At 69.9% G+C, this 15,483-nt stretch carries 14 protein-coding genes and 2 pseudogenes; 12 read left to right on the forward strand and 4 right to left on the reverse strand.

The window, feature by feature from the left end; all coding sequences use genetic code 11:
* Window positions 1-6 precede the first annotated feature (6 nt).
* Complete coding sequence (locus tag LRD69_RS26860) at window positions 7-918, reverse strand: CoA-transferase (protein WP_277329885.1); 912 nt, start codon at window positions 916-918, stop codon at window positions 7-9.
* A gap of 150 nt (window positions 919-1,068) precedes the next feature.
* Here LRD69_RS26860 and LRD69_RS26865 point away from each other — a divergent pair, with 150 nt between their 5' ends.
* The 4 genes and pseudogenes from LRD69_RS26865 to LRD69_RS26875 all read left to right on the forward strand — a co-directional run bounded on the left by LRD69_RS26865 (window position 1,069) and on the right by LRD69_RS26875 (window position 4,452).
* Window positions 1,069-1,968 carry a LysR family transcriptional regulator gene (locus LRD69_RS26865; protein WP_277329112.1) on the forward strand — a complete coding sequence of 300 codons (900 nt, stop codon included), beginning with the start codon at window positions 1,069-1,071 and terminating at the stop codon, window positions 1,966-1,968.
* A 130-nt stretch (window positions 1,969-2,098) separates the two neighbouring features.
* On the forward strand, window positions 2,099-3,328 hold the full coding sequence (locus LRD69_RS26870) for an acetyl-CoA C-acetyltransferase (RefSeq protein WP_277329113.1): 1,230 nt from the start codon (window positions 2,099-2,101) through the stop codon (window positions 3,326-3,328).
* Window positions 3,329-3,526: 198 nt separating this feature from the next.
* Window positions 3,527-3,907 (forward strand): annotated as a pseudogene (locus LRD69_RS31095) (MFS transporter); the annotation flags it as partial.
* A gap of 87 nt (window positions 3,908-3,994) precedes the next feature.
* Window positions 3,995-4,452 (forward strand): annotated as a pseudogene (locus tag LRD69_RS26875) (MaoC family dehydratase).
* A 231-nt stretch (window positions 4,453-4,683) separates the two neighbouring features.
* Here the strand turns inward: LRD69_RS26875 and LRD69_RS26880 are convergent.
* Entirely contained in the window at window positions 4,684-5,646 is a 963-nt protein-coding gene (locus LRD69_RS26880) for a chaplin family protein (protein ID WP_277329114.1), read from the reverse strand.
* Window positions 5,647-6,103: 457 nt separating this feature from the next.
* On the opposite strand from LRD69_RS26880, the gene LRD69_RS26885 reads away from it, so the two are divergent.
* From LRD69_RS26885 to LRD69_RS26910, 6 genes are all read left to right on the forward strand, one after another.
* Complete coding sequence (locus tag LRD69_RS26885; protein ID WP_277329115.1) at window positions 6,104-6,514, forward strand: rodlin; 411 nt, start codon at window positions 6,104-6,106, stop codon at window positions 6,512-6,514.
* Between the two features lie 248 nt (window positions 6,515-6,762).
* Window positions 6,763-6,996 (forward strand): chaplin, encoded by a 234-nt coding sequence (locus tag LRD69_RS26890; protein ID WP_277329116.1) that lies wholly within the window; start codon window positions 6,763-6,765, stop codon window positions 6,994-6,996.
* A gap of 441 nt (window positions 6,997-7,437) precedes the next feature.
* Window positions 7,438-7,728, forward strand: a complete 291-nt coding sequence (locus LRD69_RS26895; RefSeq protein ID WP_277329117.1) for a hypothetical protein — start codon at window positions 7,438-7,440, stop codon at window positions 7,726-7,728.
* 184 nt (window positions 7,729-7,912) lie between these two features.
* Entirely contained in the window at window positions 7,913-8,323 is a 411-nt protein-coding gene (locus LRD69_RS26900; RefSeq protein WP_277329118.1) for a rodlin, read from the forward strand.
* A 197-nt stretch (window positions 8,324-8,520) separates the two neighbouring features.
* On the forward strand, window positions 8,521-8,733 hold the full coding sequence (locus tag LRD69_RS26905) for a hypothetical protein (RefSeq protein ID WP_277329119.1): 213 nt from the start codon (window positions 8,521-8,523) through the stop codon (window positions 8,731-8,733).
* 116 nt (window positions 8,734-8,849) lie between these two features.
* A complete protein-coding gene (locus LRD69_RS26910) occupies window positions 8,850-9,263 on the forward strand; it encodes a rodlin (protein WP_277329120.1) in 414 nt (137 codons plus the stop codon).
* Between the two features lie 128 nt (window positions 9,264-9,391).
* On the opposite strand, the gene LRD69_RS26915 is transcribed toward LRD69_RS26910, so the two are convergent.
* Window positions 9,392-9,892 carry a DUF5949 family protein gene (locus LRD69_RS26915; RefSeq protein WP_277329121.1) on the reverse strand — a complete coding sequence of 167 codons (501 nt, stop codon included), beginning with the start codon at window positions 9,890-9,892 and terminating at the stop codon, window positions 9,392-9,394.
* 325 nt (window positions 9,893-10,217) lie between these two features.
* On the opposite strand from LRD69_RS26915, the gene rsgA reads away from it, so the two are divergent.
* Both rsgA and LRD69_RS26925 read left to right on the forward strand, forming a co-directional pair.
* Window positions 10,218-11,387 carry a ribosome small subunit-dependent GTPase A gene (gene rsgA, locus LRD69_RS26920; RefSeq protein WP_277329122.1) on the forward strand — a complete coding sequence of 390 codons (1,170 nt, stop codon included), beginning with the start codon at window positions 10,218-10,220 and terminating at the stop codon, window positions 11,385-11,387.
* Window positions 11,388-11,478: 91 nt separating this feature from the next.
* Entirely contained in the window at window positions 11,479-12,834 is a 1,356-nt protein-coding gene (locus LRD69_RS26925; RefSeq protein WP_277329886.1) for a DNA-3-methyladenine glycosylase 2 family protein, read from the forward strand.
* Window positions 12,835-12,975: 141 nt separating this feature from the next.
* Here the strand turns inward: LRD69_RS26925 and LRD69_RS26930 are convergent, their stop codons facing one another.
* Window positions 12,976-15,372 carry a glycoside hydrolase family 95-like protein gene (locus tag LRD69_RS26930; protein ID WP_277329123.1) on the reverse strand — a complete coding sequence of 799 codons (2,397 nt, stop codon included), beginning with the start codon at window positions 15,370-15,372 and terminating at the stop codon, window positions 12,976-12,978.
* Window positions 15,373-15,483: the final 111 nt, after the last annotated feature.

Here is a 15,483-nt window from a genome sequence, read left to right on the forward strand (position 1 = left end):
CCGTACTCACAGTCGCCGCCCGTAGTTCACCGGTTCGCTGAGCGCCTCGCCGACCGCCAGGCCCGCCCAGAACTCGTCGCCCAGCCTGTCGACGTACTCGGCGTGGTCGGCCGTCCCGCGCACCCACTCGTCCAGCCACTCCTGCAGCCGCTGCGGATCCTTGCTGATCTGCGACCAGGCCCGGTAGAAGGCGTTGTCCCGGTCGTAGTAACCCTGCGCGAACGAGGGGTGCGCGCCGCGTGGGCAGGCGACCACGGCGTCGACCGCATGGGCCGGGACGAGCGTACGGTTCGGGTCCGAGCGGATCACCTCGTCGTCGACGATCTCCTCCACGACGACGATCGCCTTGTCCGCCGCGTACACCGCTTCCGCCTGGATGCCGGTCAGGCCCCATATCTGGGTGTTGCCGCGGCGGTCGGCCCGCTGCGCGTGGATGATCGTGACATCCGGGTTGACGGGCGGGACGACGTAGATCTGCTCGGGTTCGCCGTCCGGGCCCGGATAGGGCGAAGTGACCTTCCGCAGATCGCTGTTGACGGACGGCAGATCGCTGCCGCCGTACGAGCGCAACGGATAGAACGGCAGCCGCTGGGAGCCGGCGAGATAGCGGCAGATCATGCCGTAGTGGCTGTACTCCTCGAAGGCGAGCGGCATCGGATCGCCGGTCTCGACGCGCCGCCGCAGCTCGCCGAGCGAACCGGCCGAGGAGTTGCCGACGAACGAGGAGACCAGCCGTGAGACACACCCCGCGGCGATCATCTGGTCGACGACGATGTCGGCGGTCATCCGGACGACGGTGAGGTCGCGGCGGCCCTGGCGGATGATCTCGTGGCCCGCGGCGGTCGGGATGAGATGGGTGAAACCTTCGAGGCAGACGGTGTCGCCGTCGTGGACGAAGGAGGCGATGGCCTCCCGCATCGACAGCGTCTTGTCCGCCCGGTCCGTTGTGGCCACGGTGCTCCTCTGCGTGTGCGTGCGCGTTGCCCCACCGTGTCAGCGGCCATTGTTTGCTGTCCAATACCAAATTAAGGTCGAATCAAGACTTCTGATGTATGAATGAGGTGGGGAATGGAGCTGCGTCATCTGTCCGCGTTCATCGCAGTGGCCGAGGAGCTGCACTTCGGCCGGGCCGCCAAGCGTCTGCAGATGGCCCAGCCGCCCCTGAGTCAGCAGATCCGGCAGCTGGAGAAGGAGCTCGGCGTCCAGCTCTTCGAACGCAACACCCGCTCGGTGCGGCTCACCAGCGCGGGGGAGTCGTTCCTCCAGCCGGTGCGGACCGTGCTCGACGACCTCGACACGGCGGTACGGGCCGCGAGGGCGGCCGGCCGCGGCGAGTACGGTCGGGTCACCATCGGCTTCGCCGGCGCGTCCAGCCGCGAGACGCTGCCGCTGCTGACCAGGGCGGTGCGCGCCGCCCATCCCGCCCTGGAGCTGGTCATGAAGGGCCAGACGTACGCGAATGTCGCGCTCGCCGGAGTGGCGGACGGCTCGCTCGACCTCGGATTCGTCCGGCTGCCCGTGACCCGGCCCGGCGTGCAGTACCGGGTCATCGACGAGGAGGAGCTGGTCTGTGCCCTGCCCTCCGACCACCCGCTCGCCAGGCTGGACCAGGTCCCGATCGGGGTGCTCGCCGAGGAGCCGTTCGTCTCCTTCCCCGCCAACACCGGCTCGACCGTGCGGGACGCGACCGTCGGGGCGTGCGAGGCGGCCGGGTTCAACCCGCGCGTGGTGCAGGAGGCCCCCGACTCGTACACCATCCTGGCCCTGGTCGCCGCGGGCGTCGGCGTGACGCTCACCGTCACCTCCTGCCAGCACATCCAGCAGAACGGCCTGGTCTACCGACCGCTCGCCGGGCCACCGATCCAGCTTCAGGCGGCGCTCGCCTGGCGGACCGACAACCCGTCCGCCGCCCTGCGCGCGGTACTCGCCGTCGCGGAGAGCGCGCTGCCGACCCCGGTAGGCCATTGAGACGCGTGGCGTCTTGAACCAGGGCGAACTGGATATTGGACCGACTCAGTCACCGAGTGCGAGGGTCGGTGGACACCGAGGTCAGCCACAACCGCCCCGTCACCCGCCCGTGCCACCGGAAGGTCCCGCCGTGCCCGACCAGCAGCCCGACATCGTCATCTGTGAACCGCTGCGCACCCCCATCGGCCGCTTCGGCGGGGCCTTCGCCCAGCAGACGCCGGCCGCGCTGGCCGCACGAGTGATCGCCGAGATCGTCACCCGCACCGGCATCGACCCCGCGAAGGTCGACGAAGTGATCCTCGGCCACGCCTACCCGTCCTCCGACGCCCCGGCCATCGGCCGGGTCGCCGCCCTCGACGCCGGACTCCCGGAGTCCGTGACCGGTTCCCAGATCGACCGCCGCTGCGGCTCCGGCCTGCAGGCCGTACTCGACGCGGCGATGCAGATCCGGGCGGGCTTCAGCGACGTCGTGATCGCGGGCGGCGTCGATGTGATGAGCGCCGCCCCCTACTACACGCACGACGGCCGCTGGGGCATCAAGGGCCCCGGCCTCCAGCTGCACGACTCCCTGGCCCGCGGCCGGGTCACGGCGGGCGGCATCAACCATCCGGTCCCCGGCGGCATGATCGAGACCGCGGAGAACCTGCGGCGGGAGTACGCCGTCAGCCGCGCCGACCAGGACGCGCTCGCCCTGCGCTCGCAGCAGCGCGCCGCCCGGGCCGCGGCCGACGGGCGCTACGACGCGGAGACCGTCCCCGTCACCGTACGCACCCGCAAGGGCGAGACGACCGTCACCGCCGACGAGCACCCGCGCCCCGACACCACCGCCGAACAGCTCGCCGCGCTGCGTCCGGTCATGCTGAAGTCCGACCCGGACGCCACCGTCACCGCGGGCAACGCCAGCGGACAGAACGACGCGGCCGCCGCCTGCCTGGTGACGAGCGCGACGACGGCCGAACGCCTCGGCCTGACCCCGCTTGTGCGGCTGGTCTCCTTCGCCCGCGCCGGAGTTCCGGCCGCGACCATGGGGATCGCCCCCGTCCCGGCCACCCGTGCGGCACTCGCCCGCGCCGGACTCGGTCTCGCCGACCTCGACCTGATCGAGCTCAACGAGGCATTCGCCGCCCAGGTCCTGGCCTGCACCCGCGAGCTGGGCCTCGGCGACACCGACCACGAGCAGCGGATCAACGTCAACGGCTCCGGCATCTCCCTCGGCCACCCGGTCGGCGCCACCGGCGCCCGCATCCTGGCCACGCTGACCCGGGAGATGCACCGTCGCGAGGTGCGCTACGGGCTGGAGACCATGTGCATCGGCGGCGGCCAGGGCCTCGCCGCGATCTTCGAACGCATTGCGGTCTGACGGGCACCGCGCTCGTCGCACGAACAGCAGCTGACCGGCAGTGGGACGCCCAGCGTCCCACTGCACCAGCCACGCGGTATCGGACAGCCCTCAGGTCCCGGCCGGCACCGTAACCGCCACCACACCCGGCAGCCGTCCCCAGGCCCCTCGCTGCGCTGCCGACACGGGCGTCCCGGGCGACGCTCTCCCCCACCATCAAAGAGCTGGTCCCGGGCGGTGACGATGATGCTGCTGCCCGAACTGGTCCTGATGCCACTGATGTTCGTCCTGATCGGCACCGAGAACTACGGTCTGGCGATGGTCGGCGTCGCCGTCGCGACCATCCCGCACTGCCTCTACCACGCGGCTCTCGCCGGCATGCTCGCCAGCCGCTTCCCGGCCCACCTGCGGTACACCGGCATCTCGCTCTGCTACCAGCTCTGCGGCACCCTCCTCGGCGGAACGACCCCGATCATCGGCCAGTTCCTGCTGAACCGCACCGGCTCGATCACCGCCGTCATCGCCTACGCCGTCCTCCAGGTGGTACTGACCCTGGGCTGCATGCTGCTCCTGCTCAAGCGCCCCAACCACGACGAACAGGCCGCGGAGCCGCTTGTCGCACCGCGCACCGCGCACCGCCCCCGTCACCGCCTGACTTCCACCGCGAGCAAGAACGGAGCGCGGACCATGCCGCTGACCGTGCACGGCATGCCGGAGATCCTCACCCTGAGCGGGCGCGACCTGGGCCACTCCGGCTGGAAGGAGATCACCCAGGAACTCATCGACGCCTACGCGCACGTCTCCGGGGACCACCAGTGGATCCACACCGACACCGAACGCGCGGCGGCGGGCCCGTACGGACGCACCATCACCCACGGGTACATGGTCCTCAGCTGGGGGATTCCGATGTTCGGCGAGCTGCTCCAGGTTCGGGGCGTGGCCCGGGCGCTCAACTACGGGGTCAACAGGGTCCGTTATCCGGCGCCGTACCGGTCGGCAGCCGCGTTCGGGTGCACGCTTCGGTCGCCGGGGTGAAGGAGGTCGCGCGGGGCGGCGTACAGATGTCCCGTGCCTTCACCTTCGAACTCGAAGGGTCCGAGAAACCCGCCTGCGTGGCCGAGTCGCTGACGCACTTCTATCTGTGAAACGGCCCCTTTCGGGCCATGCGGACTCGGACGGTCAGCGCGGAAGCCGGTTGCCGGCATGAGCTCCGCGTCGGCCGAGCAGGCGCCGGGACGGTTGGGACAGATGCCGGTGGCGCTGCTCTGCCCACACCACCGGCCGACCTCTCCGTCCATGTAAAAGGTCCGGCGAGACGGCTGAAGCCGTCCTGCCGGACCTGTCGTCGAAGCGCCTGCTGCTTCTCTGCTACGTCGTCAGCTCTGCGAACCGCGGGCGCGGCGCATGAGCCACGCGCCGCCGATCACCATGGCGGCGCTGGCTCCACCAGCGATGCCCATGTCGGTGCTGGCGCCAGTGTGCGCCAGCGTCGGGGGCTTGTGGTCCCACCTCTTGTGGTCCCACTTCTTGTGGTCCCACTTCTTGTGGTCCCACTCGTGGTGCGGCCACTGGTGGCTCACCGGGGGGTTGTACACCGGGGGCTTGTGGTGGGGCGGCCTGTGGTACGGCGGCTTGTGGTACGGCGGCTTGTGGTGGGGCGGCCTGTGGTACGGCGGCTTGTGGTGTTCCGGAGGGCAGTCCGGGTGGTGGTGGTGCGACGGGGGCTGGTGCGTCGTCGGCGGGTTGTGGTGCGGCGGGTAGTGCGGGGGGTTGTGGTGCGGCGGGTAGTGCGGGGGGTTGTGGTGCGGCGGGTAGTGCGGAGTCGGGGAGGACTCGTCGGAGCACTTGTTGCCGGCCGCAGGGTTGAGCGCGGCGATGACGTTAACGGTGTTGCCACAGACGTTGACCGGGATGTCGACGGGCGCCTGGATCAGGTTGCCGGACAGCACGCCCGAGGAGTCGACGGTGGCACCCTCGGCGCTTGCGTCCGCACCGTCGTAACCGTCGTAGCCTGCGTCCGCACCGTCGTCGTAACCGTCGTAGCCTGCGTCCGCACCGTCGTCGTAACCGTCGTAGCCTGCGTCCGCACCCTCGTCGTAACCGCCGTCGGCCCGGGCGTCGTCCTCGTTCTCGCACTTGTTGCCGACGGCAGGGTTCAGCAGGCCGACCACGTTGACGGTATTGCCGCAGAGGTTGATGGGAATGTCGACCGGCACCTGTACCGCGTTGCCCGAGCCGAAGCCCGACGAATCGATGGCGGCAGCGGCAGCGGAGGAATCAGCGTACGCGTAGCCGCCCGCCGCGGTCAGAATGCCCGACGCCGCTGCCATGACGAGCATGCTTCTACTCAACGTTTTTCGCATTCGTTGCCCTTCCTTAGGACATATCGCGCGGGCGGAACGCCCGCAGTTCATTCATCAGGCGGTACAGCTACCGACGGGGATGGCCACCCTGGCGATTCTTCGCACGCGATTGGGTAAGTGGCATCACGGCTTGGCGGAACGACCACGAACTCTGTGAGCGCGTTCCGAAATGTACGCTTGACGACTGCCATAACGACGAAGGGTTCGCCGGGGAACCCAAAATTTCTTGGAAATTCTTTAATCACCCGGACGGATTACGCATGCCTGTGCACCCTCACGTTGCGCTCGGAAAACGACCCGATGCGACAGCGTCCTGTCTCGTACGGGCGTCCGGCCCGACCGGGCATTCGGGTGAATGGTGAGAACCAAACGCCCGGCGGTGAGTTGGGCAGGAAGCCTCTGCATGGGGCATCCAGCACAAGAAGGGTTCATCGTGATCAAGAAAGTCCTGGCTGCGGGTGCCGTCGCCGCCTCCTTCGTCGGTATCTCGGCAACGCTTGCTCCGCAGGCGATGGCCATCGGGAACGAGGGAGGCACCACGACGTTCAACGGCAATGGCGCCGCGCAGGCGTTCGGCAACTCCGCGACCCACGGCGACTGGAGCCCGCAGATCGGTCTGATCCAGGGCTCGCTCAACAAGCCCTGCATCGCCCTGCCGGGCAAGGTCAACGGCGGTGCGCTGGGCGGACTCGTCCCGATCGCGGTCGAGGACGTCAACGTCCTGTCCTCGCCGCAGAACCAGCAGTGCACCGAGAACTCCACCCAGGCCAAGGGCGACGAGCCGCTGTCGCACATCCTGGACAACATCCCGCTGTTCTCCGGCAACGGTGTGCGCAACCGCTGACGCAGTCGGCCGCACCGAACGGCCCGGGCCGCCGCCCCTCTGCTGCGGGGTCCGGGTCCGCCGCTGTCCGGTATCCGATCGGCACTGCGTCATTCGGGCGGATTTCCGAGAATCTTCTTCCTGAAGAGTTTCGTGCACGGACCTAAATCGTTACGAATTGCATTGACGGGGTTACGAGCTATCAGGACCGTGCTCGTGCGGCACGAAAGCCGTGGCCGCTCCGGACCCCGCCGCAGAAAGGGATCAAAGTGAAGTACACCAAGGTTGCCGCCGTCGCTGCCGGAACGCTGATGGCGCTCGGTGCTGCCACGCCGGCTTTCGCCGACGCGGAGGCTGACGGCATCGTTTCCCACGCCTCGGGCTTCCTGTCCGGGAACTATGTCGGGGCTCCCATCCACATCCCGCTCAATGTCTGCGGCAACACCGTGAACGTGTTCGCTCTGCTCAACCCCACATTCGGCAACGTCTGCTTCCACCACTGAATTTTGGTCGGCTGAGCCCTGCGCTCACCTTCCGTTCGCCCCGGATCGCACGTCGTGTGCGATCCGGGGCTTTCCTCTTTTCCGCATGCTCCGTTCCGGGAGTTCGAAGCCCTTCCGGATGGGGCGGAACGGCCGAAACCATTGCGCCCGGCCCGAGGCGCGATGCGCCGGCGGCTGGAGGCCAGCACCCGGACGGCTGCGCGGAACGGAGCACCTGACAGTGCACCACCGATTCTTCCCGCCGACCCCGCACAACACCCTTACCGGTGATTAGTCATGCAATCGATCGAGTGGTCCGACAGAAAAGCCGTCCCATGCAGTTGCCCGATCGGAACCGGATCGTTACCCAGAGAGAAAGCGGCAGAAGTCACAGGCAAAGAAGGCTTGTGCGGCGCGGGGACGCGACCGAAACAGATGCCGCTGCAGAAGGGAAACCCGAAAGTGAAGTACGCGAAGACTGCTGCGTTCGTTGCCGGTTCCGTGGTTGCGCTCGGAACGGCTGCTCCCGCCTTCGCCGCCACCGCCGCGACGGCCCCGAGTCTGAGCCTCGACGGCGGCGTCAATCAGGTGCTTGCCGCAGCACCGCAGGGTGTCGACCCGATCGTCGACACCGTCGGCGGCGCTGCCGAATCGGTGCAGAAGAAGGGCGCCCTCACGAAGGTCGCCGGTCAGGCCACCGGTGCGGCCAAGGGGGCTGCTCCGCTGCTCGGCGGCGTGCCCCTCGGCGGCTGATCCGTCGTACGGCGGAATTTTCCCCGCCCATTCGCAGCATTTCGCATTTCCGGTGCCAGACGTTCGGTGTATCCGGATGGCACAAGCACCGTTCGGGTGAAGTGGCAGAACCATTCCCGCCGCCGCGAGTTGATCAGAACGCTCCGGACAGGTGGGCAACAGAAAACCCCAGAAGGGCTATTTCGTGATCAAGAAGATTATGGCTTCGGCAGCTGTCGCTGCGTCGGTCATCGGTGTCTCCGCCGCGCTCGCCCCGCAGGCCATGGCGACCGGCAACGACGAGGGCGTCACGACCGTCAACGGCAACGGTGCCGCGCAGGCGTTCGGCAACTCCGCGACCCACGGCGACTGGAGTCCGCAGATCGGTCTGATCCAGGGCTCGCTCAACAAGCCCTGCATCGCCCTGCCGGCCAAGGCCAACATCGGCTCGGCCCTCGGCGGGATCCCGATCGCGGTTCAGGACGTCAACGTCCTGTCCTCGCCGCAGAACCAGCAGTGCACCGAGAACTCCACGCAGGCCAAGGGTGACGAGGCTCTGTCGCACATCCTGGACAACATCCCGATCGCTTCCGGCAACGGGTTCGGCAACAACTAGCGCCGTACCGCTCCGGACGCACCTCGCTGATCCACCCGTGGGGCCAGTTCCTCCGCGCGGCAGCCGTACCTCGGCAGCCCGGAGGGACTGGCCCCTCGTTGTGCTCCCGGACCACCGGACCCCCGATGGGGTGACGGAGTGGGCCGGTTGCCGTAGTACCGGCCGCGAGGGCCCGTCACATCGGGTAGAGGCCCCTCATGGACCAGTACGACAGTCAGCGCCCGTGGAGCCGCCACCGGCACCCGGAGGACGTCACACCCATCTACGACCGGCTGCTCGCCGAATGGCAGGAGGCCCGGCGGGCCCGGCGGGCCCGGGGGCCGGGCCTGCCGGCCCCCGAGCCCGATCCACCCCGCACGTGTGGCATCGTCCCCGCCGCGCGCGCCTCCGGCGAGACCCTCGGCGGCTGACCCGCCATGTCGAACTCATTCCGGATCCAACCCATTTGAGTGGAATTGCGGAACCGGCGGTTGCGTAAGCGGGTTGATCAGTACGTTCCAGAACGGGGCGCTCTGAAAGGTGAAGCGTGATGAAGAAGATGATGGCCGGCGCGGCTGTGGCCGTATCCCTGGTCGGTCTCTCTGCTGCCGCGGCCCCCGCGGCCATGGCGACCGGCGACGACCAGGGAATCACGTCGGTCAACGGCAACGGTTCCTCGCAGGCGTTCGGCAACTCCTCGACCCGTGGTGACTGGAGTCCGCAGATCGGTCTGATCCAGGGTTCGCTGAACAAGCCCTGCATCGCCCTGCCGGGCAAGGTCAACGGCGGTGCGCTGGGCGGCTACCTCGGTAGCCTTGCGATCCAGGACATCAACGTCCTGTCCTCGCCGCAGAACCAGCAGTGCACCGAGAGCTCCACGCAGGCCAAGGGTGACGAGGCTCTGTCGCACATCCTGGACAACATCCCGCTGTTCTCCGGCAACGGTGTCGCCAACAACTGACGCTGCGTGAGGTGCGGGTGGTCCAGGGGAATGCCCCGGGCCACTCGCACTCCCATGTCGGGCCGCGCACGACGATGCCCACCGCTCAACGGGGGGCGGTGGGCATCGGTGTACCGGCGCGGGGCGGATCAGCCCAGGGAGCGCACCGGCAGGACGCAGTGCGCGGAGGTCATGATGACCTCCGGGTCGGCGGCGAAGGAGCGCAGCAGCTCTTCGTCGACCGGGCGCCCCGGCGCCCCCGCCGGCCACGGGCGGGTGGCGAACATCGCGTGCACCTCGCCGTGGTCACGGGCCGCGGCCAGCCACTGGGGCGGAACCGTGTACTGCGCGGTGAAGTGAGGCAGCGTCAGCACGGCCTGGCCGGCCTGGACCAGGAGCTTGACCGGTAGGCCCGGCGTCTCGGCGGCTCTCACGGGACCGGCGCCGACGGGCAGTCCGCTGCGTTCCAGGGCCACGCGCATCGCGGCCTCACCGGCGGCAGGGCCGTCCGACCCGTCGCCCAGCGAGTAGACGAGCAGGAAGGCGGCATCGCGTCCGCCCGCGGGGTGTTCGCCGCTCCATCCGATGACGGTGAGAGTGCCCAACTGGGCTTGTGTGAACGCGCCGGTGGCGGTCTGGGGTGAGGTCATGCTCGGCACCCTAACGGCCATGGACCGGTCGTTGTGCACACGTATCACCTGATCGAGGGAGACCTGGGGACAAACCCGGCGAATAAATGAGTTGACTCCGTCGGGCGGCTGCGGGCTATCGTGTGGAGCGTTCCGGACGGCGGGTCGGCCTCCGGTGCCGGCTCGTGCGTGAACCAGGAGGTGAGGACATTGATGACTGTCGTTGCGATGGGCGCTGCCCACAACCAGAAGTGCATCGTTCCCACCCCCGTGGTCGCCGGCTGACCTTCTTCGTACCTCTCCGCGCCCGAGCGCGCTGCCGGGGCCACCCTGTGAAGGGTTTCCCTTGTCTTTCTCCCCGCTTTCCCCGTTTTCCTCCTCCGTTCCGTCCTCCTCGCATCCGCTGTCCCCGTACGGCTGGGACGACGCCTGGGCGGCCGAGTTCGCCCCGTACGCCGCACAGGGGCTGTTGCCCGGGCGTGTGGTGCGGGTGGACCGCGGTCAGTGCGATGTCGTCACCCCCGACGGCACCGTGCGCGCCGACACCGCTTTCGTGGTGCCGCGCGACCCGATGCGGATCGTCTGCACGGGCGACTGGGTCGCCGTCGACCCCGACGGTGACCCGCAGTTCGTACGGACGCTGCTGCCGCGGCGTACTGCCTTCGTGCGCTCGACGTCCTCGCAGCGTTCCGAGGGGCAGGTGCTCGCCACCAACGTCGACCACATCGCCATCTGTGTCTCGCTCGCCGTGGAGCTCGACCTCGGGCGGGTGGAGCGCTTCCTCGCGCTCGCCATGTCCAGCTCCAGCGGCGACGCCCTGCTGCGGGACGGGACGTCCGCGGAGGACGGTGCCGCGCAGCCGCTCGTGGTGCTGACCAAGGCCGATCTGGTGCCGGACGCGGCTACCTTGTCGTACCTCGTCCAGGACGTCGAGGCCATCGCGCCCGGCGTGCAGGTGCTGCCCGTCAGCTCCGCCACCGGGGAGGGGCTCGATGTGCTGGGCGCCATCGTCTCGGGCGGCACGAGCGTGCTGCTCGGGGTGTCCGGTGCGGGCAAATCGACCCTGGCCAACACCCTGCTCGGCGAGGACGTGATGGAGGTGCAGGCCGCGCGTGACGTCGACGGCAAGGGCCGGCACACCACCACGACCCGCAACCTGCTGGTCCTGCCCACCGGGGGCGTACTGATCGACACCCCCGGACTGCGCGGGGTCGGTCTCTGGGACGCGGAGACCGGCGTCGGCCAGGTCTTCTCGGAGATCGAGGACCTGGCCCGGCAGTGCCGGTTCCACGACTGCGCCCATAGCTCCGAGCCCGGCTGCGCGGTCCTCGCCGCGATCGAGGACGGTGCGCTCTCCGAGCGGCGTCTCGACAGCTTCCGCAAGCTGCTGCGCGAGAACCAGCGCATTGTCGCCAAGACGGATGCCCGGGTGCGCTCCGAGATCCAGCGCGAGTGGAAGCGCAGGGGCGCCGAGGGCCGGGCGGCCATGGACGCGAAGCAGGGCCGGGTGCGGTAGCGCCGGGGCCCTGCCGGGGCCCTGGTCGACGTCCGAAAACCGCGAGAAGGCCCTGGCGCGGGGGCGCACACTGGTCGGTGTGAGCGACCATGTGCGGGACGATCGGACCAGGTACGAGGCGGTCAGCAGCCGCGACGCGCGCTTCGACGGGGAGTTCTTCTTCGCCGTCGAGACCACCGGCATCTACTGCCGGCCGAGCTGCGCCGCCGTCACCCCGAAGCGGAAGAACGTCCGGTTCTTCCCGACCGCCGCCGCTGCCCAGGCCAACGGCTTCCGGGCGTGCAGACGCTGCCGCCCGGACGCCGTCCCCGGGTCCGCGGAATGGAACGCGCGGGCCGATGTCGTCGGCCGCGCCATGCGGATGATCGGCGACGGTGTGGTCGACCGGGAGGGCGTGCCCGGTCTCGCCCACCGGCTCGGCTACAGCTCGCGTCAGGTGCAGCGACAGCTCAATGCCGAGCTGGGCGCCGGGCCCGTCGCTCTCGCCCGCGCCCAGCGGGCCCACACCGCACGGGTGCTGCTCCAGACGACGGGGCTGCCCGTCACCGAGATCGCATTCGCGTCCGGTTTCGCCAGCGTGCGTCAGTTCAACGACACGATCCGGCGGATCTACGCCCGTACGCCGAGCGCCCTGCGGGCCGAGGCCGGGACCGGGCTGGGCGCGGCGGTACGGGAGGCGACCCGGACCGGGATCCCGCTCAGGCTCGCCCACCGGGGTCCGTACGCCGCCCGGGAGGTCTTCGATCTGCTGGCCGGCGAGACGGTCGCCCGCATCGAGGAGATCACCGGCGGGGCCGGCGCCCGCACCTACCGGCGCACCCTGCGGCTGCCGTACGGCGCAGGGATCGTCGCTGTCGACGAACGGTCCGCCGGGGCGTGGCTGGACGCCAGGATCCACCTCACGGACCTGCGTGATCTGACCACGGCCGTGCAGCGGCTGCGCCGGCTCTTCGACCTGGACGCCGATCCGTACGCGGTCGACGAGCGGCTCGGCGCCGACCCGGGGCTGGCGCCGCGCGTCGCGGCCCGCCGCGGGCTGCGGTCGCCGGGCGCCGCGGACCCCGAGGAGTTCGCCGTAAGGACGCTGGTGGGCCGGGCTGCCGCCGAGCGGCTCGTGGAGACGTACGGGAAGGTCCTGGACGCGCCCTCCGGCGGGCTGACGCATCTGTTCCCGGAGCCGGGCGTGCTGGCCGGCGCGGTGGACGACCCGGCACTGCGGGCACTGGCGGCCGCGCTCGCCGACGGATCCGTACGGCTCGATGCCGGGGCCGACCGTGACGAGGCCGAGCGGGGGCTGCTGCGGCTTCCGGGGATCGGCCCGGCGGCCGCGGCGCTGATCAGGATGCGTGCGCTCGGCGATCCCGATGTGGATCCCGACGGGATCCCCGGGTCGCAGCGGTGGCGGCCCTGGCGCTCGTACGCCGTGCGTCATCTGGAGTGCCGGTGACATCGGTCCCGCCGGAGGAGGCAGGCGCGCTCGGCCTCGCCGGATGTGTCCCGGCATCGGCCTCGTGCGCCTGCCCCACCCCCACACCGTCCGATCCGTCGGACGGTGTTCCCACGGCCTACGGCCTGCGACCGGGCCGGCTCAGACCGGCAGCCCCCAACGCGGCGCCGCCGCGTTCGGGACGACAGGACGGATCGTGAGGTCCGGGCGGTCGCCCTCGGCCGTGATCAGCGCCGAGTCGCCCTTGAGCAGGCCGATCCGCACCGTGCCGTCCGCCACCTCCTCGTACTTCACCGGCCGTCCGTGGCGGTCCCGGATCTCGATCGGGCCGTCCATGCCGTGGCGTACGACGCAGGGGGCGCCGGCCTCGCTGGTCACCCGCACCCAGCGGGTCCGGCCTTCTTCCCGTACCGCGCTGAGCAGGAACGCGCCCTGGGTACGGAAGTCGTGGACGGTCAGCTCCCGCCAGGCGGCCGGCAGCGCGGGGAAGACCCTGATCGTGCCGCCCCAGGACTGGCACACCATGTCGTGCAGTGACTGGGCCGCCGAGAGCGGGGTCTCGATGACCGGGCCCGACTCCTTGTACATGGTGTTCGCCTGGATGAAGCGGCTCATCAGCTGGCCGAGGTACTTCAGTGCGTCCTCGCCCTTGCCGAGCAGCGCGGACATCGAGGCCGCACCGGTGAAGGTGTAGCCCTGCAGGGCGCCTTCGAAGCCCACCCAGTGGGCGAGGGACTTCTCGATCAGGGCGCGCTCGTCGGGCGTCGCACCCGTCAGCTCGTACAGCGGGTACACCGCGAGCATGTGCGAGTAGTGGCGGTGCGACTTCGCGAACGGAACCCCGGCCCCGATCATGAACCCGTTGGCGTCGACGGGGTAGGGCGCGAGCTTGGCCAGCACCTCCTGCCAGCGGGCCGTCAGCGGGTCGTGGACGCCGAGCTGCCGGGCGGAGTCGAGCAGGGTGCGGCAGCCCCAACGCAGCAGCATCAGGTCGTAGTTGCAGTCGGGGGCGTTGACGCCGTACTCGGGGGAGAACGTCGCCGGGAGGTGCAGCTTGCCGTCCGTACCGGGCGCCAGGAAGTGCAGGTAGTAGTTGACCGCCTTGCGCAGCAACGGGAACAGCGTGTCGCGCAGGATCGCCTCGTCCATGGTGTGCCGGTAGGAGAGCCACACGTTGTGCAGCGCCCAGGTGAGATTGCCGACCTCAGGGGTGGGCGGGTCCTGGCCGGGGATGCCGACGCCGTAGCCGCCGTCGGTCACGGACGCGCCGTTGACCAGCTGAGGGTCGGTGGTGCGTGGGATGCCGGCCGAGTCCGCCCGGTAGGGGGCCGCGACCTCGCGGGAGAGCTGGTCCCGGAACTCGCTCAGGGCGCGGGTGACGGCGTCCAGCTCCAGGTGGTTGGAGCCGTGGATCAGCCAGTACTCCAGCTGGACGTTGAGATTCCACCAGGTGTTCGGCCACGGGGTGGGCTCCAGCCAGGGGCCCGAGGTCGCCATCACGGGCGCGTCCTTGCGGGCCGCCGACGCCGTCTTGTAGAGCTGGATCCAGTAGAAACGCTGCAGCCGGGCGTCCGGAAGAGACAGGAAGCTCTTCCGGTAGAACCGGTCCCACCAGGTGCGATGCGGGGTGGCGAGCAGCGCGTACGGGAGGGCGGAGGCGGCCTTGACCGTACGCAGCGCGCGGTCACGTGCGGTCGTCTTCGGGTGGGAGTGCGTGACGGTCACGTACAGCGTGCGGCTGTCGCCCCTGGTGCGCTCCCGCCAGGCGGTGACGTGCTGGCCGCCCGCCAGCAGCGGCTGGACGGCGGCGGTCACCTCACCGTGCTGCTCGACGACGGCGGGCGGGTTGCCCGTGTATCCGTCCGGCAGAGGCTTGAAGTCAGCACGTGGGCTGATGGCGTCGGCCGGGTGGAAGACCCAGCGGAAGCCCTGCTCGCCCTCGCTCGGGGTGATGTCGACGGCGAGCAGATCGCTGGAGGAGTGGACGAAGGCGCGGAGCTTCAGGGTGCCCGCGGTGGTGGTGATCGTGCCTTCGAGCTCGGCGGTGCGCAGGCGCATCCACCACTCGATGCCGGTGATGGCGCCGGCCGGTTCCAGGGTGAAGTGGCCGATCGGCAGGCGGGCGAGACCGAAGAGGGAACCGAACTCGGGGCGGTGGTCCTGGACCTCGGAGTGCTGGACGTTGAAACGGACGGCCGTGGTCGTGGCGCCCGGTTCGGCGTAGATGCCGGAGCCGAGGCGGCCGTTGCCCAGGTACGGGCCTTCGTACCACGTCGTCGGCAGCTTCTGCCAGAGCAGGTCGGCGTCGTCGAGGACGGTGCGCCAGCTGTCATCGGGGGAGTGCACGACGGGCGCGGCGGGGGCGGCCGGCTCGGTGGCCGGGGCGGCCGCCCGGGCGGGGAAGGCCGCGCCACCCACCGCCAGGGCGCCGCCGAGCGCGGTGCCGGTGGCGAGAAGGGTTCTTCGGGACGGGGACGGCGACGAGGAGGTCGTCCGGGGAGTGCGGGGCGCGCGGGAAGGGTCCGGTGCTGTGGGCAAGGCATCTCCTGGCAACTCGTACGCAGGCGCATCAATTCATCCGAGCTATTACTTCACGGAAGGTAGGCAGGGTCGATCCTGGCGTCAATAGAGCGAGAGAGATCCGATGTG

This window comes from Streptomyces sp. JH14, from assembly GCF_029428675.1.
Classification (GTDB): Bacteria; Actinomycetota; Actinomycetes; order Streptomycetales; family Streptomycetaceae; genus Streptomyces.

Excerpts from the sequence above, each read along its gene's own strand:
- LRD69_RS26860 (WP_277329885.1), bottom strand. The coding sequence starts at position 918 with ATGCGGGAGGCCATCGCCTCCTTCGTCCACGACGGCGACACCGTCTGC.
- LRD69_RS26865 (WP_277329112.1), top strand. The coding sequence starts at position 1,069 with ATGGAGCTGCGTCATCTGTCCGCGTTCATCGCAGTGGCCGAGGAGCTG.
- LRD69_RS26880 (WP_277329114.1), bottom strand. The coding sequence starts at position 5,646 with ATGCTCGTCATGGCAGCGGCGTCGGGCATTCTGACCGCGGCGGGCGGC.
- LRD69_RS26905 (WP_277329119.1), top strand. The coding sequence starts at position 8,521 with ATGGACCAGTACGACAGTCAGCGCCCGTGGAGCCGCCACCGGCACCCG.
- LRD69_RS26915 (WP_277329121.1), bottom strand. The coding sequence starts at position 9,892 with ATGACCTCACCCCAGACCGCCACCGGCGCGTTCACACAAGCCCAGTTG.